Here is a 20011-nt window from a genome sequence, read left to right as displayed (position 1 = left end):
TGCTTCGATGCGGGGTCGGTTCGGGGGATGGGCGGATGCGCGGGCTGGGATCGGTGGCGGCGGCCATGATCGTCGCGGGCAGCGCGCAGGGCCAGAACTTGCGGGTCGGGATGTTCGAGGATCTCGACATCATGGACCCCGCCCTCTCGCGCTTCTTCTCCGGCCTGCAGATCCTCTCGGCCACCTGCGACAAGCTGCTGGACCTGGCGCCGGACCTGACGGTGGTGCCGGCACTCGCGGAATCCTACGAATGGGTCGATGGCGCCCGCGGCCTGGTGCTGAAGCTCCGCCGTGGCGTGACCTTCCAGGACGGCGCGCCCTTCGATGCGGAGGCCGTTCGCGCCAATATCGACCGGCAGATGAATTTGCAGGGCAGTTTCCGCCGGGGCGAGATGCCGGACGTCACCGGCGTGACGATCATCGACAGCCACACGGCGCGGATCGAACTGCGCAATCCCTTCATCCCGCTGATGAGCATCCTGGTGACGCGCGGCGGCATGATGATCAGCCCCCGCGCCATGGACCAGGGGCGGGACTTCGCCCGCAACCCCGTCTGCTCCGGCCCCTACCGCTTCACCGAACGCGTGGCGCAGGACCGCACCGTGGTGGATCGCTGGCCCGGCCACTGGAACGCGCAGAACATCCATATCCAGCGCATCACCTTCCGCCCGATGGCGGATGGTACCGTCCGTCTCGCGAACCTCCGCGGCGGCGCGCTCGACATCATGGAGCGCGTGGGCGCGACCGATCTCGAACAGGTGCGTCGTATCCCGGGCCTGGCGCTCGCCAGCGCCCCGGAGCTCGGCCACAACTTCCTGCGGTTCAACATCGCCAACGGCCCCGGCGCCGCCAGCCCCTTCGCGCGCGATGCCAGGCTGCGGGAGGCGCTTGAACTCTCCATCGATCGCGCCGCGCTGAACCAGGTGGTCTTCGAAGGCGCGCACATCCCGGGCAACCAATGGGTCAACCCGCAAAGCCCCTTCTACGCCCGCACCATGCCCATTCCCGCACGGGACGTGGCGAAGGCCCGCCGCCTGCTGGCGGAGGCCGGCCACCCCGCGCCGACGCTCCGCCTCGTCGTGCCCAATGCCGGGGAGACGATCCAGGTCGCGGAGGTCATCCAGGCCATGGCGCGGGAGGCCGGCATCGATATCCGCATCCAGGCCATGGAGATCGGCGCCGCCGTCCGCGCGCAGATCAATGGCGACTTCGAGGCCTTCCTCGGCTTCTGGGGCGGCCGCAGCGATCCCGATGGCAATATCAGCTTCCACATCGGCACCGGCGGCCCGAACAATGACGGGAAGTACAGCAACGCCGATGTCGATCGCTGGCTGGCGGAAGCGCGCGCCGTGCCCGAGACCACCGCGCGCACTGCGATCTATGAACGCGTCGCCGCCCAGGTGCTGGCAGACCGCCCCTATGTCTATCTCTGGCACCGCCGCAACAGCTGGGCCTACACGGACCGCCTGACGGGCTTCGTGGCCTATCCCGACGGCGTCTTCCGCTGGGCCGGCATGCGGCTGCGCGAGCGATGAGCGAGGAGAATGAGGGCACCGCCGCCGTCCGTTCCGTCCTGATGGCGGTGCGGGTGCTGGAGGCGATGGCACTGGCCGGCGGGCCGATGCGCGTCTCCGACCTCGCGCGCGAACTCGACGAACCCAAGGGCCGCGTCCATCGTCACCTCGTCACCCTGCGCCAGGCCGGGCTGGTGGCGCAGGAGGAGACGACGGAGCGCTACCACCTCACCTGGCGCATGTTCCAGCTCGGCCAGGCGGCGGGGGAGCAGTTCGACCTGAAGCGGGTGGCGGAGCCCGCCATGCATCGCCTCCGCGATGCCGTGGGCCAATCCGTGCTGCTGGCCGTGCCGACCGGCGGCGATCCGCTGGTGGTGCATGCGCTGGAGGCGCCGAACAAGGTCTCCATCACCGTGCAGCCCGGCAACCGCCCGGCTGCGCATTGCTCCGCCCAGGGCCGCATCATGCTGGCCTTCGGGGCGGAGGATGCGCGCGCCCGCGTGCTGGCCGGCCCGCTGGAGAAGCTGACGCCCGAAAGCATCACCGATCCCGCACTGCTGCGCGCCCGCCTGGCGCAAGTGCGCGACCGGCTGTGGGAGTCCGCGCCCGGGGAGGCGCTGACCGGCATCAACGTCCTCGCCGCGCCCCTCTTCGCGGCGGGGGAGATCCTCGTCGGCTCGCTCGGCATCGTGGGCTCCGTGCAGTTCGTGCAGGACCCGCCGGCGGCGCCGATGCTGGCAGCGCTGCACGAAGCCGCGGGCGCCGTCAGCGCCCGCCTCGGCTCGAACCGTTATCTTGCCTCGGGCGGCACGAAGTCCCGCCAGTAGCCCGGCCGGTCCGCCTGCACGCCATAGGCCACGCGCCGCTCCGCCGCGAGGCCGATCAGGTCCTCCACGCTGCCGCCGGTGCGGGCAAGGTAGGCATCGATCTCCGCTACCGCGCGGCGCGCGACATCGAAGCCGCCGGCCATGATGGCGCTGGTCATCTCCACGGCGCGCGCGCCCGCCAGCAGGAAGCGGACCACATCGAGCCCGTCCCGCGCACCGTTGGTCCCCAGCAGCGAATAACCCGCGCCCACCTTCTTCCGCGCCTCCGCCAGCCAACGGCAGGTCAGCGCCAGCGACCACGGGCCACCTATCGCGCCCGCGGTGCCGAGCATCGGCGCGCGCGTCTCGATATCCGGCACCAGCGCCATGAAGCGGCCCATGACGATAGTCGCATCCGCGCCACCTTCCTTGGCGGCCAGGGCCAGCGCGCCGACATCCTCGCTCTGCCCCGTCAGCTTGATCCAGAGCGGGATGGAGATGGCGGCGCGGAGCCTGGCCGTGATGTCCCGCACCCGGTTCGCCGCGCGTTCCTGGATGATGGCGCCGGGCACCGCCTCATCGCCGTGGGGCGCACCGATGTTCAGCTCCAGGATGCGGATGCCCGCCGCCTCATAGCGCTTCGCCAGTTCGCAGGCGGTATCGAGGTTGGCGAGGATGATGGAGCCGATGACGTATTGCCCCGTCTTCGCCGCTTCCCGGTCCTGCGCGGCAACGACCTCGATCCAGTCCTCGCTCGGCGCCTGGTGCAGCCCCGAACGACCCAGCAGCATGGCATCCGGCGGCGGCGCGAAATCCCAGGGCAGGAGGTTCCAGCGGCTGTCGAGCAGCACATGGTCGCTGCCATCCAGCTGGCGCTTCGCGGCCTCGCTTTCGTTGATCGACTTGGCGACGACGGCGCCGGCCCCGGTGGCGCGCGCCGCCACCAGCGCACCCTCCGTCATGGTGTGGTCGCCGGAGCCGATGATGACGGGGTTGTTGAGCGTGACGCCGCCAACCCGGATGGAGAGGTCAGGCATATTCAGGCCTGGCCGGGGTGAAGACATCGAGGTTCATCACGATCTCATCGCCGACGACGACGCCGTGATGCATGGCATTCGGCGGCACCACCAGCAGGCCCCCCGGGCCCAGGCGATGGACCGCGCCCTCGATGTGGAAATCGATGGTGCCGGCCATGATGTAGACGATCTGCTCGTTCGGATGGTTGTGCGGCTTCGGCTCATGCCCGGGATGCAGGCGATGCAGCGCGACTGTCGCTCCATCGCCGGTGAAGCCCTTGCGCTCGACCCCGGGGCGGACCGTGGTCCAGGGGATGGCGTTCCAGTCGATGCTGTGGATGTTCATTACTGCTTCTCGATCCGTGCGGCTTCGATGACGCGGCCCCAGAGCGCGGTTTCCCGTACCAGCAGGGCATGCATGGCTTCCGGCGTGCCGGGCGCGGGCTCCACGCCGATCGGCAGCAGGCGGTCGCGCACATCCGGCATCGCCATGACGCGCGCGACTTCCTGGTTCAGCCGATCGATCACCGCACGTGGCGTGCCGCGCGGCGCGGCCATGCCGTTCCAGGTGATGACGTTGTAGTCAGGCAAACCGGATTCAGCGACCGTCGGCACATCCGGAAGGATGGACATGCGGGCGGGCGAGGTGACCGCCAGCGCGCGCATCCGTCCGCCGCTGATCTGGCCGAGCGTCGTCGCCGCCACTTCCATCGCCGCCTGCACATCGCCGCTGACGGTCGCGTTCAGCAATTCGCCCGTGGCGCGGTAGGTCACGATCTCCGCCGGGATGCTGCCCATGCTGCGCAGCAGTTCCAGCGAGAGATGCAGCGCCGTGCCGACGCTGACGGAGCCGAGATTGACGCGCCCCGGATTGGCCCGCGCCCCCGCGATCAGGTCCGGGATGGTGCGATAGGGCGAGTTCGCAGCAACGACGATGGCGTGCGGGAAGCTCGCGATCTGCGTCACGAAGGCGAAGTCGTCGATCGGGTGGTAGGGCAGCTGGCGGAACAGATGCGGCGCCGTCGCGGCCGTCGCCGTCACCAGCAGCAGCGTGTGGCCGTCGGGGGCGGAGCGCGCCACCGTCTCGCTGGCGACGATGCCGCCGGCGGAGGGGCGGTTCTCGATCACCACGGGCTGGCCCAGCGTCTCGCTGAGCTTCTGGCCGACGATGCGCGCGGTGGTATCGCCGACGCCGCCAGGCGCGAAGCCGACGATCCAGCGGATCGGGCGGTTCGGGAATTGCTGCGCCAGGGCAGGCAGCGCGGTGCAGGCAAGGAGTACCGCAAGCAGCAGGCGCTTCATGACGTCTCTCCCAGGAATGGCCGGCTTCGGGCTATTGTTCTTTTGAGAAAGTCCCAGCGCAGGCCGAGATTGGCCGCGTCCAACAGGAACTTCTTCGATTGCGCCGCTGCGGCGGGATCAAGCTTCTGCAGCGGCCCCGCGGCGGCGGCGCGCAGCTGCACATCGGCCGCCCATTCCAGCACCGTCATGCCGATGCAGGCCTCCGCCACGGACGCACCGACCACCAGCGCGCCATGGTTCTTCAGCAGCAGGCCGCGCTTGCCGCCGAGCGCCGCGGCGATGGCATCGCCCTCATTGGTGTCGAGGACGATGCCGTGGAACTCATCGAACAGCGCGATGTCGTCATGGAAGACGGCGCCGGTCTGGGTGATGGGCTCCAGCGTCATCCCCGCGCAACCCAGCGCCACGCCCGCCTTGCCATGGGTGTGGATGATGCAGGTCACGTCCGGCCGCGCGCGGTAGATGCGCGTGTGGATATGGAGAGTCGGGTTCACGCGGCCCTGGCCACGCGTGGTGTTGAGGTCGAAATCCGCCTCGATCAGCCCATCGGCCCGCACCTCGTCGAAGCCCACGCCCCATTGGTGCGACCAGAAGCGGTCCGCGCCCGGCAGCCGCGCCGTCAGGTGGCCGGCGATGCCACTCGCCTGACCATCGGCATCCAGGATGTGGTAGGCGTGCAGCAGATCGTGCTTGAGCCGCCCTTCCGCCTCGTTCATTGCTTCTCGATGCCCGCGAGCTGCGCCATGCGGCCCCAGGCCGCGACCTCGTTCGGGATCATCGCACCCAGTTCCTCGGGGCTGCTCGCTTCCGGCAGGCCGCCGAGTTCGATCAGCCTGTTCCGGATCTCCGGCACGCCGAGCGCGCGGCGGATGGCGCGGTTCATCGCCTCGATCTGCGGCCGCGGCGTATTGGCGGGGAAGACGATCGCGTTCCAGGAACGGACGATGTAGTCGGGCATGCCGGATTCGGCGCTGGTCAGCACGTCCGGCAGCGTCGGGAACCGCGTCGGCGCCGTCACCGCCAGCAGCTTCACGCGGCCGGCCTGTACCTGCGGCAAGGCCGGCGCCAGCAGCTCGCCCGCCACCTGGATCTCCCCGGTGGAGAGCGCGGTGATGAGTTCCGGCGAGGAGCGGTAGGTGACGGTCGTCATCGGCGCGCCGGCCATGGCGCGGAACAACTCGACACCAAGGTGCTGCGCATTGCCGACGGCAATGGAGCCGATGTTCAGCGTGCCAGGCCGCGCCTTCGCATAGGCGATCAGCTCCGTCAGCGTGTTGACGGGCAGCTGCGGGTTCACCGCGATGACGTGGTCGTACCAGACCATGCGGCCGACCGGCGCGAAATCCCTGGTCACGTCAAAGGGCATGCTGCGGTAGAAAGCGGGCGCCGCCATGTTGCTCGTCGTCAGCAGGTACATGGTGTGGCCATCGGGGGCGGCGCGGGCCACCGCCTCCGCGCTGATGATCCCGCCGGCACCGGGGCGGTTGTCCACCACGATGGGCTGGCCGATCTCCGCCTGCATATGCGGCACCAGCATGCGCACCGTGATGTCCCCCGCGCCCCCGGCCGCGAAGCCGAGCACGAAGCGGACAGGCCGCGTGAACAGCGCCTGCGCCCGCACCACCGCGGGCAGGGCCAGCACCGATGCGCTGCAGAGCAGCGCGCGCCTTGCGATCATTCCTGTCGTTTCCCCTGAAGACCCCCTTATGGGGTGTCGTTACGCCCTACCGTAGCCGCCCCCACCGGGCGTTTCCATGAGCACTTCGTCGGTCGCCGCCATCGCCATCTTGCGCGCCTCGTTCACGGGTTTCCCGTTCACCAGGAACCGCCCGGGCATGCCATCGGCGCCGCCCTCCAGCCCCTCCGGCCCAAGGTCCGTCCGGCTGGCAACCACGTTCAGCAGCCAGGGATCGCGGGTGCGCATGCGGTAGCCGATCACCTGGCCATCGCCGCCCGGCATGCGCCCCGCGCCACCCGATCCGCGCCGCAGCTCCTTGCGCGTGAAGACGATGGGCATGGCGGCTTCCAGCACCTCCACCGGCACGGCCGCGACGCCCGTGGGGTAGCAGGTGGCGGAGAGCCCCGGCTTGCCGCGCCGCGCGCCCGTGCCGCCGGAGTAGTTGAACATCGAGGAGGTGAAGGGCTGGCCCTCGTCATCCTTGCCCTGGATCTGGATGGTCCAGACCGCGCCCGAGCCCTCCGCCAGCACGCGATCCGGCATCACCTGGTGCAGCGCCTTCAGCACCGGGAAAGGGACATACATGCCGACGACGTGGCGCGCATTCACCGGCGCGGGGTAGCGGCAATTGACGATGCTGCCCTCCGGCGCGCGGACCTTCACGGGGAAGAGGCTGCCGTAGTTGTTGGGCAGATCGGGGTCGAGGCAGGCGCGCACGGCGAAGTTCGCATAGGCCGCGGTGTAGTTCAGCACGACATTGATGCCGATCGGCGCCTCCGGCGAGGAGCCGGCGAAATCGATGATCAGCTCGCCCGCTTCCGCATCCACCGTCACCGCGGCCTTCAGCGTGATCTTCTGCCCGCCGGGGACATCGAAGATGCTTTCGCCGTGATAGGTGCCGGGGGTGAGCTTGCGGATGCTCTCCCGCGTCGCCTGCTCCGACCGGCCGATGATGGCGTCGGCCAGCGCCTCGATGTCGTCGAAGCCGGTGCGGTCGCAGAGCGCGTTCAGCCGCTCCGCCCCCACGCGCCCCGCCGCCACCTGCGCGGCAAGATCGCCCGCCACATGGTCCGGCGTGCGGACGTTGCGGCGGATGATGTCGAAGAGCAGCGCATTGGCGACGCCCTTCTCGTAGAGCTTCGCGAGCGGGATCCAGAGCCCTTCCTCATGCACGTCCCGCGCGCCGGCGCCGACGCCATAGCCGCCGATATCCGTGTGGTGGATGGTGCTGCCGAAGAAGCCGATGCAGCGGCCGCCGCGGAAGACCGGCGTCATCACCGTGATGTCGAAGAAATGCCCCGCCGACAGCCAGGGATCATTGGTGATCAGCACATCGCCCGGCGAGAGGCTGTCCGGCGGGAAGGCGCGGACAAAATGCTGGCCGGCGGCGCCGAGGCTGTTGATGTGCCCGGGCGTTCCCGTCACCGCCTGCGCCACCATCCGCCCGCGCCGGTCGAACAGCGCGGTGGCGAGGTCGCCGGCTTCCCGCACGATGGGGCTGAAGGCGATGCGCTGCAGCGCGCGCGCCTGCTCCGTCACCGTCGCGATCAGGTTGGACCACTGGATCTCCAGCGCGATGCCGTCGAGCTGGTCGTTCATGCCACGCGCTCCGCAATCACCGCGCCCGTCGGATGCACGCTGGCCGTCCAGCCGCGCAGCACCACCAGCGTGGTCTCCCGTTCCTCGATGATGACAGGGCCTTCGATGCTCTGCCCCACGGCGATGCTGGCCCGGTCATAGACCGGAACCATCGGCACGCCGGGCTCCACCGCCACCGGGCGATGGGTGCGCGGGCTGGCCGGCGCGCCGCCCGCGATCGGGGAGGGGTTGGCAACCGGCAGCGGCCCGCGCGCGGCCAGGCGCCAGGTCACGACCTCCACCGGCACATCGGGCAGGCGGATGCCGTAGAGGGCCTCATAGGCACTCTCGAAGGCTTCCCGGAGCGCGGCCGCATCGCCGCCCTCCAGCACCGCCAGGGGCAGGTCCGTGGTCACCTCATTCTGCTGCCCGCGGTAGCGGCAGTCCACGCCGAGTTCGAGCGTCGCATCGGCCGCCGCGACGCCCGCTTCCGCCAGCGCCGCGCGCCCTTCATCCGCCATGCCACCGACCAGGGCGCGCACCGCATCCCAGTCCAGCGACGCCAGCGGCGACAGCGCGGATCGCACCAGGTCGAGCCGCACCGGGGAGACCAGCGTCCCGAAGGCCGACAGCACGCTCGCCATGGGCGGAAAGACCAGGTGCCGGCATTCCAGCAGCTCCGCCACGCGGCAGGCATGCACGGGCCCCGCGCCGCCGAAGGCCAGCATGGGCAGGCCGCGCCAATCGATGCCGCGATCCGTGGCATGGGCGCGCGCGGCGCCGGCCATCTGCTCGCAGACCACCTCGAACACGCCGCGCGCCGTCGCGACCGCATCGGTGCCGAGCTTCCCGCCGAGCCTTCCCAGCGCCGCCTCCGCGCCCGCCTTGTCCAGCTTCATGTCGCCGCCGAGGAAGCGATCCGCATCCAGCAGCCCCAGCACAACGTCGCTGTCCGTCACCGTCGGCTCCGTGCCGCCGCGCCCGTAGCAGACCGGGCCGGGTTCCGAGCCCGCGCTGCGCGGCCCGACCTTCAGCAGGCCGAGATTGTCCACGCGCGCGATGGAGCCGCCGCCGGCGCCGATCTCGATCATGTCCACGGCGGGGATGGTGATGGGAAAGCCGCTGCCGGGCTTGAAGCGGTAGCGTCGATCGACCTCGAACTCGCCTGCCACCAGCGGCTTGCCGGCATCGATCATGCAGGCCTTGGCCGTCGTGCCACCCATGTCGAAGGAGAGCAGGCGCGGCAGCTGCAGCACCTCCGCGAAGTAGCTCGCGGCCAGGGCGCCGGCGGCGGGGCCGCTTTCGATCATGCGCACGGGGAAGGCGCCGGCGACGGAGGTGCCGACGACGCCACCATTTGACAGCATGATCAGTGGCCGGTTCGGGAAGCCCCGCCGCACCAGTTCCGCCGACAGCGCCGCCAGATAGGGCGCGACGATGGGCTGGGTATAGGCGTTCATCACCGTCGTGGAGGCGCGCGGATACTCCCGGATCTGCGGCGAGACCTCCGACGACAGCGTCACCTCCATGCCCGGCACCGCCGCCAGGATGGCGTCCCGCGCCGCCCGCTCATTCGCGCCGTTGCGATAGGCGTTCAGCAGGCAGATGCCGACGGCCTTCACGCCATCCGCCGCCATCCGACGCGCGACCGCCGCGGCCTCGGCGGCGTCCACGGGCTTCTCCACCGCGCCGGTCGCCAGCATGCGTTCATCCAGCGTGTAGACCAGGCTGTCCGACACCAGCGGATCGGGGAACTCGATCTGCGGATCGAACATGTCGTAGCGATGTTCGTTGCGGATGCTCAGGATATCGCGGAAGCCCTTCGTCGCCAGCAGCGCGGTCGGCGGGCCTCGTCGTTCGATGACGGCATTGGTCACCAGCGTCGTCGCATGGACGGTCACCTCCGTCACCGCCTCTGGCCCCACGCCGGTCTTGCCGAGCGCCAGGTCCACCGCGCGGAAGAAGCCCTCCAGAAGGTTGCGATGGGTGGTCAGCGTCTTGTCGGTGGTGGCGCGGCCATCGGCGTGGCGCAGCACGACATCGGTGAAGGTGCCGCCGATATCGACGGCCAGCGAATAGCCCGTGGCAGCGGTCATGCCCGCCGAGGCGCGCGGCGCGCCCGTCACATCGTCTGGCACCTGGTTTCCTTCCCCGACTGCGTTGCGGGATAGTCGTCTCGCAATGCAGGACAACGTCCTTCGTTTGCAAAGCATGCAGCCAGGGGCAGGCGCGCGTCAACCGGAAATGAAAAACCCCCGGATGCGAGGCATCCGGGGGCTCGGTGGCCGGCGGGGAGGGGTGGTGCTACCGCTTCCAGACGCGGTCGAGCGGCATGAAGCGGTTCACCAGCACCAGCATCGCCACCGTCATCAGGATGAAGATGGTGCTGATGGCGTTCACCGTATTCTCCAGGCTGAAGGTGCTCTCGGCATAGATGCGCACCGGCAGGGTCTGGAGGCGTGCGGTGGTGAGGAAGGCCGTCACCGTCACCTCCCCGAAGCTCAGCAGGAAGCCGATGACGCAGGCCACCGCGATGCCCGGGCCGAGCTGCGGCAGGATGACCTTGCGGAAGACGCGCGTCGGCGGCGCGCCGAGCCCGCTGGCCGCTTCCTCCAGCGTCCGGTCCAGCCCCGCGACGGAGGCGCGGAGCAGCGCCAGCATGAAGGGTGCCACCAGCACCACATGCACCGCCAGCACGCCCATGAAGGGCGGCAGCGCCGTGAACCATTGCAGCAGGCGCAGCATGCCGAGCCCGACCGCGATGCCCGGCAACGCAAGCGGCAGCATCAGCGCCGCGCCCAGCACCTCGCGGCCCTTGAACCCGGCGCGGACCAGGGCGAAGGAGGCCGGCAAGGCAATGGCGAGGGAGATGGCGACGCAGGCCAGCGCGAGCTGCACGCTGACCCAGGCATCCGCCAGGTAGCGCTCGTTCTGCAGCACCATCCCGTACCACTTCCAGGTGAAGCCGACGAATTGCGCGACCGTCGCCTGCGGGCTGTCATTCACCGACGCCACGGCCACCAGCAGCAGCGGGAAGATCAGCACGCCGATGGCCAGCGCCAGGAGGAACCGCGACACGAAGGGCGCAACCGCTTCCGCCACCATGACCAGCGGCCGGCGAATCCCCGGCGGGACAGACAGCCGGAAACGCGGCGCGCGCCCCGTCACCCAGGGCGTGAGCATCCCGATCACCCGCCCGATCAGGATCGTCACCGCGACCGAGGCGCCCAGCATCATCATCGCGAGCGCCGCGGCCAGGGGATAGTTCAGGATCTCCACCCCCTCCTTCAGCACCACCATGCCGGAAACCCAGACCTTCCGCCCGCCGACCAGCGTCGCGGAGACATAGGCGGTGGAGGCCATCAGGAAGGTCACGGTCAGGCCCGCGCGAAGCCCCGGCAGCGACAGCGGCAGGATCACCCGCAGGAAGCGCATCGCCGGCCCCGCGCCGAGCCCCGCCGCCGCTTCCTCCAGCCTTTTGTCCTGGCCGTCGAGAACGTCGTAGAGCGCGAGGACCATGTACGGAAGAAAGACCTGGGTCAGCGACAGCCCGACCGCGAACCACCCGAACAGCAGGTTCGATGGCGGCAGCCCGAAAGCCTGCCCGATGCCGGAGACGATGCCGCGCGGCGCCAGCAGGAGGATGATGCCGAGCGAGCGCACCACGACATTCGTCAGCAGCGGCACCAGCACCACCGCGAAGCCGATCGGCTTCCAGCGCGGCGGCAGGCGCGTCAGCCACAGCGCCAGCGGATAGGCGAGGAAGGTCGAGGCCGCCGCCACCCCCAGCCCCAGCCAGATCGTGTTGAGGAAGACCCGCACATAGAAGCTGTCGCCGAGCAGCTCCGCATATTGCGCGCCGGAAGGCACGAGCGAGAGCGGCGCGAACATCTCGCTGCTCTCCTGCACGGAGAGCAGCGCCACGGCACCGAGCGGCGCGGCGAAGGCGGCCAGCAGCCACAGCCCATAGGGCAGGGCGAGCCAGCCGGCCCGCGGAGAGGAATTCATGCGCCGTTCCGTATGCCCGTCTTCAGCAGTCCGAATTCAGCCCGCGATCTCGCGCGTGAAGCGGCTGGACCAGCGGGGCTGGTTCGCGATGACCACGTCCCAGTTGAAGTCCACCAGCTTGTTCACGGCTTCCTCGCCCAGGATCAGCTTGGCGGCCAGTTCGGGCGCGAACTGCACGTTCTTGATGGTGGGGGAGTAGTAGATCTCCTCCGCATAGGCCGCCTGGCATTCCGGCGAGAGATGCAGGTTCACGAAGGCCTCGGCCAGCGCCTGGTTGCGCGTGCCGGTCGTGATGCAGGCGACGTTGGTCGCGATCGCCTGGCCCTCGCTGGGGTCGGCGATGACGATGTTCGGGTTGCGCGTCTCCGCATATTTGCGGGTGAAGCTGCCGAACTCCACGCTGGCCGCGCCCACATCCTGGTCGAACATGCCGTAGAGCTGGTCCTGGCTGCCCTGGATGGCGGCGAAGGGCTTCAGGCGGGCGATGTTCTGGAAGGCCGGGTCGATGTTGGTCTCGCTGCCGCCGAACACCTTCGCCGCCATCAGCAGCGCCGCCGTGCCCTGCGCGCCCGGGTAGGTCGGCCAGATCACCTTGCCCTTCAGATCGTCGCGCCAGAAATCGCGCCAGGAGGTCATGGGCGCCGCCACCTTGCGGCGGTCATAGACGATGGTGACCGGGTTGAAGGCCACCGCGAAGCCGCCGATCTTCGCGACCTCGTAGAGGTTGGCGAAGTTGGGGACATTGGCGCTGGACGGCATCGTCACGCCATCCTTCACCGCCTGCCGGCTTTCGAAGATGTTGAGGTAGAGCAGGTCGAAGGAAGGCCGCCCGCGCTCGGCATAGGCGCGCGCGCGGCGTTCCGGCGTGCCGCCCAGCACGTAGTTGATCTTCACGCCATGCTGGCGTTCCAGCGGCGTCGCGCAGAACTGGCGCGTGATGCGTTCCTGCGCGCCGCCCCAGATGCCGACGGTCAGCTCATCGCCGCGGCGGATCTGCGCGACGGCGTCCTTGCCCCAGATGGCGGGGGCGGCGAGGGCGGCGCCCAGCAGGGCGCGGCGAGACGTCTGGATGCTCATGCGGATGCTCCCGTTGCGGCGGTGAAATCCTCGATCCAGGACACCGCCTCCGGCGGCGCGGCGAGGGTGATTTCGGTGCCCGGCGCGATGGCGGGCTCGGCGGAGGGCCGGTGCACGCGCACCTGGCGGCCGGCGACGCTGACCTCGTAGTGGATGCTGTCATCAAGCCGCGTCGCGGCGGTGACGATCCCCGGCAACGCGAAATGGTTGTAGGGCAGGGGCCCGCGCGGCAGCTGTGCCTCCCGCGGCGACAGCAGCCAGAGCCGCGCGGCGCGCAGCACCAGATGGCTCGGCCGCGCCGGCGCATCCGGGGGCAGGGCCAGGATGGTGCCATCCTCCAGCACGAAGCGCCCCTCGGCGGCGCGGCCCGCGAGCACGGTGCGGGCGCCGAGGAACCCGGCGGTGAAGAGGTGCCGCGGCCGTTCCGTCAGCTCCGCCGGCGCGGCGCATTCGACGATGCGGCCGCGATCCATGACGGCGACGCGGTCGGCCAGCGCCAGCGCCTCCTCCTGGTCATGGGTCACGAAGAGGGTCGTAATGCCGGAGGCCGCGCGAAGCCGCGCGATCTCCTCCCGCATCTCCACGCGAAGCCCGGCGTCGAGGTTCGACAGCGGCTCATCCAGCAGCAACAGGTCGGGGCGGATGACCAGCGCGCGGGCCAGGGCGACACGCTGCTGCTGGCCGCCCGACATCCTTGCGGGGTAGCGATCCGCCAGGTGCCCGAGCCCGACCATGCCGAGCGCCTCGGCCACCCGCTTGTCGCGCTCGGCGCGGGACACGTCGCGCATCTCCAGCCCGAAGCCGACATTGTCCGCCGCCGTCATATGCGGAAACAGCGCGTAGTTCTGGAACACCATGCCGATCTGGCGGCGATGCGGCGGCGACCGCTCGATCGCCTTGCCGTCCAGCAGGATCCGGCCCTCATCCGGCATGATGAAGCCGGCGACCAGCCGCAGCGTCGTGGTCTTGCCGCAGCCGGAGGGACCGAGAAGCGCGATGCATTCGCCGCGCTCGACCGAGAGCGACACGTCATCGACCGCCGCCTGGCTGCCATAGCGCTTGGTGAGATGGTCGAGGAGGAGATGGGGGGCGTTGTCTGGCACGGCGGGACTTTAGGCAAAGCCGGGGCGGGGGCGCCATGCCCGGGCGGGGGGGAAACTCGCCCGTGGCGTCCCGCAGGCGGGAAACGGTTGCCTAAATTTATCGCGATTGCCCGCTTTCGCGCCGATGCCCAACCGGTCTATGCCTGCGCGCGCTGCGGCACGCCCTGGCACGACCCTTGCTGACTTTCGGCCATGCACCCTTGTAAAGGGGTGAACCGCCGCGAGTCGGCGGTGGCAACCGGGATGCGGAAGAAAGGGACAGGCGGATGCGGACACGGTATCGGATCGAGCGGCGCGCGCTGCTCACGGGCGGCACGGCCTTCACCCTCGCCGCGGTGGCGGGCGCCCGGGTGCCGCTGGCGCAGACGCTGGAGAAGGTGTCCTTCCAGACCAACTGGCGCGCCCAGGCCGAGCATGGCGGCTACTACCACGCCGTCGCGTCCGGCATCTATCGCCGCTACGGCATCGATTGCGAGATCCGCATGGGCGGCCCGCAGCAGAACCCGTCGCAGCTGCTGCTCGCGGGCCGCGTGGACTTCATCATGTCCAACGGCTTCCAGGCGCTGAACTATGTGCGGGAGAACCTGCCCTTCCTGACCATCGGCGCCATCATGCAGAAGGATCCGCAGATCCTGATGACGCATGAGGGCAACGGCATCAATTCCTTCGAGGACATGCGCGGCCGCCCGATCCTGATCGGCGCTTCCGGCCGCGTCACCTACTGGCCCTTCCTGCGCCGCCGCTTCGGCTTCACGGATGAGCAGATTCGGCCCTACACCTTCAATGTCGGCCCCTTCCTGGCGGACCGCATGGCGATCCAGCAGGGCTTCGTGTCGTCGGAGCCCTTCGCCGCCATGCAGGCCGGCGCGCGGCCCAAGGTCTTCCTGATCGCCGATGCCGGCTACAACAACTACAACACCACGATCGACGTCAGCCGCCGCATGGTGACGGAGAAGCGGGACCTGGTGCAGCGCTTCGTCAGCGCGACCATGGAAGGCTGGACGCAGTACCTCGCTGGCGGGGACATCAGCGCCGCGAATGCGCTGATCAAGCGCGACAACCCGGAAATGGACGACGCCAAGATCGCCTATGCGATCCAGGTGATGAACAGCAACGGCATCGTCATGTCCGGCGATTCACTGAACCTCGGCTGCGGCGCCATGACCGATGCGCGCTGGCAGTCCTTCTATGAGGGCATGCGCGATGTCGGCCTCTACCCCGCCGGCATGAACTTCCGGCAGGCCTACAGCCTGGATTTCGTGAACAAGCGCGTCGGTCTGGCCTGAGGGTGGATATGGGGATCGGGGCGCCGGTCGTCTCGCTGGCCGGCGTCTCCAAGCGCTACGCCAACGGGACGCTCGCGGTGCGGGGTGTCGACATGGCCATCGGGCAGGGGGATTTCGTCTCCCTGCTCGGTCCTTCCGGCTGCGGCAAATCGACCGTGCTGCGCATGATGGCGGGCCTCATCCCGCCGAGTGCGGGCCGGATCGAGATGGCGGCCGGCGGCCATGCCTCCGGCGATGTCGGCTTCGTCTTCCAGGAGCCGACCCTCGCCCCCTGGTCCAATGCGCTGAAGAACGTGATGCTGCCGCTGCGCCTGGCGGGCGTGGCGCGCAGCGAGGCGGAGGCCCGCGCCGCCGCGGCGCTGGCGTCCGTGGGCCTTGCGGGGTTCGAGAAATCCTACCCCCGCGCCCTCTCGGGCGGCATGAAGATGCGCGTCTCCATCGCCCGGGCCCTGGTCACCAAGCCGCGGCTGCTGCTGATGGATGAGCCCTTCGCGGCGCTCGACGAGATCACGCGCCACAAGCTGAACAACGACCTGCTCACGCTGTGGGAGGCGGAGCGCTTCACCGCCATCTTCGTCACCCATTCGGTGTTCGAGAGCGTCTACCTCTCACGCCGCATCGTCGTCATGGCCGCGCGGCCCGGCCGCGTGGTGGAGGACCTCTCCGTGGATGCCCCCTATCCCAGAGGCGAGGTGTTCCGCACCTCCGCCGCCTATGCCGCCCATTGCCGCGACATCTCCGCCGCACTGACGAGGGCGATGGGCGAATGAGCGTCGTCCTCTCCTCCAACGAGGCCGCGACGGCGGTCGAGGAACATGCCGAGCGCAAGGTGCTGGGCCTGACGCCCGATGCCTGGCTGCGCATCCTGATGCCGACGCTGATCGGCTTCCTGGCGCTGGCCGCCTGGGAATGGGCGGTGCAGGCCAAGGGCATCCCCAACTACATCCTGCCGGGCCCGATCGAGATCGGCCGCACGCTGCTGGCGGATTGGGGCACGCTGTCGGGATCGCTGCTGATCACGCTGCAGATCACCTTCGCGGCGCTGTTCGTCGCCGCCCTGCTGGGGCTCGCGCTCGCGGTCCTCTTCGCGCAGTCGCGCATCATCGAATTGTCGCTCTTCCCCTATGCGGTGATCCTGCAGGTGACGCCGATCGTGGCCATCGCGCCGCTGATCTTCATCTGGGTGGACGACATCCGCATCGCGCTGCTGATCTGCGCCTGGATCGTCGCCTTCTTCCCGATCCTGTCGAACACGACGCTCGGCCTGAACAGCGCGGACCACAACCTGGTGGACCTGTTCCGCCTGTATCGCGCCAATCGCTGGCAGGTGCTGCGCTACCTCCGCCTGCCGACGGCGATGCCCTACTTCCTCGCGGGGCTCCGCATCTCGGGCGGCCTGGCGCTGATCGGCGCGATCGTCGCCGAATTCGTGGCGGGCACGGGCGGGCGCGCCTCGGGCCTCGCCTATCGCATCCTGGAAGCCGGCTACCAGCTCAAGATTCCCCGGATGTTCGCCTCCCTCGTGCTCATCTCCGTCACCGGTATCGCCATCTTCCTGGCGCTCAGCCTCATCTCGCATCTCGCGCTCCGCCACTGGCACGAAAGCGCGATGAAGGAACGGAAGTAGTGAAGACCGCCCTTGCTTCTGCCGGCAGCCGCTTCTGGCTGCTGGATGCCCGCGTGCCGACCGCGCTGCTCGCCCATGCCGAGGGGCCGCAGGAGGCCGACGGCCTCTCGCGCGTCGATATCCGGATCGAGGAAGGGCGCATCGCCGCCATCGTGCCAGCGGGCCATGGCGGGGAGGATGGGATCGACCTGCGCGGCGGCCAGGTCTGGCCGGGCTTCGTCGATGCCCACACGCATCTGGACAAGGGCCATATCTGGCCGCGGTCGCGCAACGCCGACGGCACCTTCGCCGGCGCCATCAACGCTGTCATGGCGGACCGCACCAAGGCCTGGAGCCCGGAGGATGTCGCCGCCCGCGCCGATTTCTCGCTGCGCTGCGCCTATGCCCATGGCACCGTCGCCATCCGCACCCACCTCGACACCTATATGCCGCATGGCGCCGGCACCTGGCGCGTCTTCCGCAAGCTGCGGGAGGATTGGGCCGGGCGCATCGATCTCCAGATGTCCTCCATCTGCCCGCTCGACCGCTTCAAGGGGGATGACGGCGTGGCGCTGGCCGACATGGTGGCCGACAGCGGCGGCGTGCTCGGCATGGTCACGCGCCATTCCGGCGGCATCCATGACGACCTGCCCGAGGGGTTCCAGGAGGAACTCGACCACTTCTTCTCGCTGGCCGAGGCCCGCAATCTCGACCTCGACCTGCATGTGGATGAGAGCGGGGAGAGCGGTGCCCGCGCGTTGCGGGAGATCGCGCTGACCGCCTTGAAGCGCGGCTTCAAGGGCCGCATCCAGGCCGGTCATTGCTGCTCGCTGTCCATCCAGCCGGAGGATTTCGCGAAGGAGACCATCGCCCGCGTGGCGGAGGCCGGCATCGACATCGTCGTCCTGCCGATGTGCAACATGTACCTGCAGGACCGCGTGCCGAACCGCACGCCCCGCTGGCGTGGCGTGACGCTGGTGCATGAGATGCGCGCGGCGGGCATCCGCGTCTCCGTCGCGTCCGACAACACGCGCGACCCGTTCTACGCCTATGGCGACCTCGACATGGCGGAGGTGTTCCGGGAGGCGACGCGCATCCTCCACCTCGACCATCCCTTCGGGGATTGGCACGGCGCCGCCGCGGCCGCACCGGCGGAGGCGATGCAGGTGGAACGCCAGCACGGCCGCATCCGCGTCGGCGCCACCGCCGACCTGGTGCTGTTCTCCGCCCGCTTCATGACGGAGCTGCTCTCCCGCCCGCAATCCGACCGCATCGTCCTGCGCGCGGGCAAGGTTCTGGAAGCGACGGTGCCGGATTGGCGGGAGCTGGATGCGGTCGTCGGCCTGTAGGTCACCACTTCCGGAAATGCGCGCGGACGCGGGCGACGAAGCTCTCGCATTCCGCGCGCGTCCGGTGGTCCATCCGCGTCAGCGTCACCCATTCCACCTTGCAGTCCCTGGCGCAGAGCCGCCGGATGCCTCGGCCCAGCAGCTTCCGGTCGATACGGCCGATGTACCAGAGCAGCCAGGTGGGCGATCCGTAGGTGGTCACCACCGCGATGCGCTTGATGTTGGTCAGCAGCGGTTCGATCGCGCCCTCTCCGAGCTTGAAGGCGACGCCGGGCGCCCAGACGCGGTCGAACCAGCCCTTCAGCATCGCCGGCATGCCGTACCACCAGGTGGGGTACACCAGCACCAGCGCATCGGCTGCCCGCAGGCTCTCCACATGGTCCGCCACGCCCGCATAGTTGTCCGTGACGGCATGGTAGACGCCGCGCTCCTCCGCGCTCAGCGCGGGATTGAAGCCCTCGGCATAGAGGTCCCGCACCTCCACCGTGTGGCCCGCGGCTTCCAGCGATTCGCGCGTGGCGTCGCGCAGCGCGGCGTTCAGGCTGTCGCTGCGGGGGTGGCTGTGCACCAGCAGGATGCGCATCGTGATCGTCCCGGTTCTTCGCCGCCGGGATGTGCAACAATCACGGCGAGCTTTGCAAGGAACCTTGCCGCATGATGGCCGCCCCCGTCCTGTCCCGCCGCGCCGCCGATCTCCGCGGCTTCCGCATCTCGCCCAAGGACAGCAACTACTTCGCCTGCCTCTTCGATCCCGTGGCCGATGGCGTGACCTTCACCCTGGTGGTGGAGATCTTCGAACCGGGCGGCCGCACGCCCCCCAACACCCACAGCGCGGCGGAGGAGTGCTTCTTCGTCCTCGCCGGCTCCGGCAAGGCCTATGCCGATGGGGTGGAGATGCCGGTCGGCCCCGGTGACTGCTTCGTCCTGCGTCCGGGCACCGAGCATGTCGTCGTCAACGACACGTCGGAGAAGCTCTACTGCCTGACCATGATGACCCCGAACGAGGGCTTCGCGGAGTTGATCCGCAACGGCACGCCGGTTGACCTGGCGCCGGAGGACATCGCCGTCATCGCGGGGCGCCGCTGATGCGCGTCCACTACCTCTATGCCCATCCGCTGGAGGACAGCTTCCACGCCGCCATCAGCCGCGCCGCGCGGGACGGGCTGCGCGATGCCGGCCACCAGGTGGATTTCTGCGACCTTTATGCCGAAGGCTTCAACCCCGTGCTCTCCGCCGCCGAACGCCGCGGCTATCACGAGGTGCCGGCGAACCAGGAGCCCGTGGCCGACTACGTCCGCCGCCTGATGGAGGCCGAGGCTCTGGTCCTGTCCTTCCCCACCTGGTGCTTCGGCCTGCCCGCCATCCTCAAGGGCTGGATGGACCGCGTGATGCTGCCGGGCGTGTCCTTCAAGCTGGAAGACGGCGTCGCCTCGCCCAACCTGCTGCACATCCGCAAGGTGGCCGGTATCAGCACCTATGGCCGCCCGCGCTGGACGGCGATGATGATGGGCGATCCGCCGCGCAAGATCGTCACGCGCTATTTCCGTATCGTCAGCGCGGGCCGCGCGAGCGTGCAGTACCACGCGCTCTACGATATGAACCGCGCCACCGAACACCAGCGCGCGACCTTCCTCGCCAAGGTGAGGCGGGAGATGGCCGGGTTCTGATTGCCCCTTGCCCTGCGCGCG

The 20011-nt window shown here is 69.4% G+C and carries 19 protein-coding genes; 8 read left to right on the top strand and 11 right to left on the bottom strand.

Annotation, left to right across the window (positions count from 1 at the left end; translation table 11 throughout):
* Positions 1 to 35: 35 nt before the first annotated feature.
* Both G3576_RS01320 and G3576_RS01315 read left to right on the top strand, forming a co-directional pair.
* Positions 36 to 1535, top strand: coding sequence for an ABC transporter substrate-binding protein (locus G3576_RS01320; protein WP_164692516.1), 1500 nt, complete (start codon positions 36 to 38; stop codon positions 1533 to 1535).
* Positions 1532 to 2341 (top strand): IclR family transcriptional regulator, encoded by an 810-nt coding sequence (locus G3576_RS01315; RefSeq protein ID WP_164692515.1) that lies wholly within the window; start codon positions 1532 to 1534, stop codon positions 2339 to 2341. Before G3576_RS01320 ends, G3576_RS01315 begins: the two co-directional genes overlap by 4 nt.
* Here the strand turns inward: G3576_RS01315 and G3576_RS01310 are convergent.
* The 10 genes from G3576_RS01310 to G3576_RS32480 form a co-directional block, all read right to left on the bottom strand.
* The gene (locus tag G3576_RS01310; RefSeq protein WP_164692514.1) at positions 2305 to 3357 is read right to left on the bottom strand and encodes a dihydroorotate dehydrogenase; all 1053 of its coding nucleotides are present in this window, start codon (positions 3355 to 3357) and stop codon (positions 2305 to 2307) included. The genes G3576_RS01315 and G3576_RS01310 overlap by 37 nt on opposite strands.
* Positions 3350 to 3682, bottom strand: coding sequence for a cupin domain-containing protein (locus G3576_RS01305; protein ID WP_164692513.1), 333 nt, complete (start codon positions 3680 to 3682; stop codon positions 3350 to 3352). The genes G3576_RS01310 and G3576_RS01305 overlap by 8 nt, the downstream gene beginning before the upstream one ends.
* Complete coding sequence (locus G3576_RS01300; protein WP_164692512.1) at positions 3682 to 4638, bottom strand: Bug family tripartite tricarboxylate transporter substrate binding protein; 957 nt, start codon at positions 4636 to 4638, stop codon at positions 3682 to 3684. The genes G3576_RS01305 and G3576_RS01300 overlap by 1 nt, the downstream gene beginning before the upstream one ends.
* Positions 4635 to 5354 (bottom strand): class II aldolase/adducin family protein, encoded by a 720-nt coding sequence (locus tag G3576_RS01295; RefSeq protein ID WP_164692511.1) that lies wholly within the window; start codon positions 5352 to 5354, stop codon positions 4635 to 4637. Before G3576_RS01295 ends, G3576_RS01300 begins: the two co-directional genes overlap by 4 nt.
* Positions 5351 to 6316, bottom strand: coding sequence for a Bug family tripartite tricarboxylate transporter substrate binding protein (locus G3576_RS01290; protein WP_164692510.1), 966 nt, complete (start codon positions 6314 to 6316; stop codon positions 5351 to 5353). Before G3576_RS01290 ends, G3576_RS01295 begins: the two co-directional genes overlap by 4 nt.
* A gap of 39 nt (positions 6317 to 6355) precedes the next feature.
* Entirely contained in the window at positions 6356 to 7915 is a 1560-nt protein-coding gene (locus tag G3576_RS01285) for a hydantoinase B/oxoprolinase family protein (protein ID WP_164692509.1), read from the bottom strand.
* Complete coding sequence (locus G3576_RS01280) at positions 7912 to 10032, bottom strand: hydantoinase/oxoprolinase family protein (RefSeq protein ID WP_207622600.1); 2121 nt, start codon at positions 10030 to 10032, stop codon at positions 7912 to 7914. Before G3576_RS01280 ends, G3576_RS01285 begins: the two co-directional genes overlap by 4 nt.
* 166 nt (positions 10033 to 10198) lie before the next feature.
* Positions 10199 to 11902 carry an ABC transporter permease subunit gene (locus G3576_RS01275; protein WP_164692508.1) on the bottom strand — a complete coding sequence of 568 codons (1704 nt, stop codon included), beginning with the start codon at positions 11900 to 11902 and terminating at the stop codon, positions 10199 to 10201.
* 36 nt (positions 11903 to 11938) lie between these two features.
* Positions 11939 to 12979 (bottom strand): ABC transporter substrate-binding protein, encoded by a 1041-nt coding sequence (locus G3576_RS01270; protein ID WP_164692507.1) that lies wholly within the window; start codon positions 12977 to 12979, stop codon positions 11939 to 11941.
* The gene (locus G3576_RS32480) at positions 12976 to 14082 is read right to left on the bottom strand and encodes an ABC transporter ATP-binding protein (protein ID WP_164692506.1); all 1107 of its coding nucleotides are present in this window, start codon (positions 14080 to 14082) and stop codon (positions 12976 to 12978) included. The genes G3576_RS01270 and G3576_RS32480 overlap by 4 nt, the downstream gene beginning before the upstream one ends.
* Before the next feature lie 266 nt (positions 14083 to 14348).
* Here G3576_RS32480 and G3576_RS01260 point away from each other — a divergent pair, with 266 nt between their 5' ends.
* Genes G3576_RS01260 through G3576_RS01250 form a run of 4 tightly spaced genes read left to right on the top strand, consistent with a single transcriptional unit; the run spans position 14349 to position 18323 of the window.
* Positions 14349 to 15368 (top strand): ABC transporter substrate-binding protein, encoded by a 1020-nt coding sequence (locus G3576_RS01260; RefSeq protein WP_164692505.1) that lies wholly within the window; start codon positions 14349 to 14351, stop codon positions 15366 to 15368.
* A gap of 8 nt (positions 15369 to 15376) precedes the next feature.
* A complete protein-coding gene (locus G3576_RS01255; protein WP_164692504.1) occupies positions 15377 to 16138 on the top strand; it encodes an ABC transporter ATP-binding protein in 762 nt (253 codons plus the stop codon).
* Positions 16135 to 16995, top strand: a complete 861-nt coding sequence (locus tag G3576_RS31185) for an ABC transporter permease (protein ID WP_207622599.1) — start codon at positions 16135 to 16137, stop codon at positions 16993 to 16995. The genes G3576_RS01255 and G3576_RS31185 overlap by 4 nt, the downstream gene beginning before the upstream one ends.
* Positions 16995 to 18323, top strand: coding sequence for a cytosine deaminase (locus G3576_RS01250; protein ID WP_328728233.1), 1329 nt, complete (start codon positions 16995 to 16997; stop codon positions 18321 to 18323). The genes G3576_RS31185 and G3576_RS01250 overlap by 1 nt, the downstream gene beginning before the upstream one ends.
* A 1-nt stretch (position 18324) precedes the next feature.
* Here G3576_RS01250 and G3576_RS01245 read toward each other — a convergent pair whose 3' ends face one another.
* The gene (locus G3576_RS01245) at positions 18325 to 18906 is read right to left on the bottom strand and encodes an NAD(P)H-dependent oxidoreductase (RefSeq protein WP_164692502.1); all 582 of its coding nucleotides are present in this window, start codon (positions 18904 to 18906) and stop codon (positions 18325 to 18327) included.
* A gap of 71 nt (positions 18907 to 18977) precedes the next feature.
* Between G3576_RS01245 and G3576_RS01240 the strand changes: the two genes are divergently transcribed.
* Both G3576_RS01240 and G3576_RS01235 read left to right on the top strand, forming a co-directional pair.
* Positions 18978 to 19409, top strand: coding sequence for a cupin domain-containing protein (locus G3576_RS01240; protein WP_235951343.1), 432 nt, complete (start codon positions 18978 to 18980; stop codon positions 19407 to 19409).
* On the top strand, positions 19409 to 19990 hold the full coding sequence (locus G3576_RS01235; protein WP_164692501.1) for an NAD(P)H-dependent oxidoreductase: 582 nt from the start codon (positions 19409 to 19411) through the stop codon (positions 19988 to 19990). The genes G3576_RS01240 and G3576_RS01235 overlap by 1 nt, the downstream gene beginning before the upstream one ends.
* Positions 19991 to 20011: the final 21 nt, after the last annotated feature.

The organism is Falsiroseomonas algicola (genome assembly GCF_011040385.1).
GTDB lineage: Bacteria > Pseudomonadota > Alphaproteobacteria > Acetobacterales > Acetobacteraceae > Falsiroseomonas > Falsiroseomonas algicola.
Note: the sequence above shows the minus strand (reverse complement) of the source record. Positions and strands in the feature narration are given on the sequence as shown.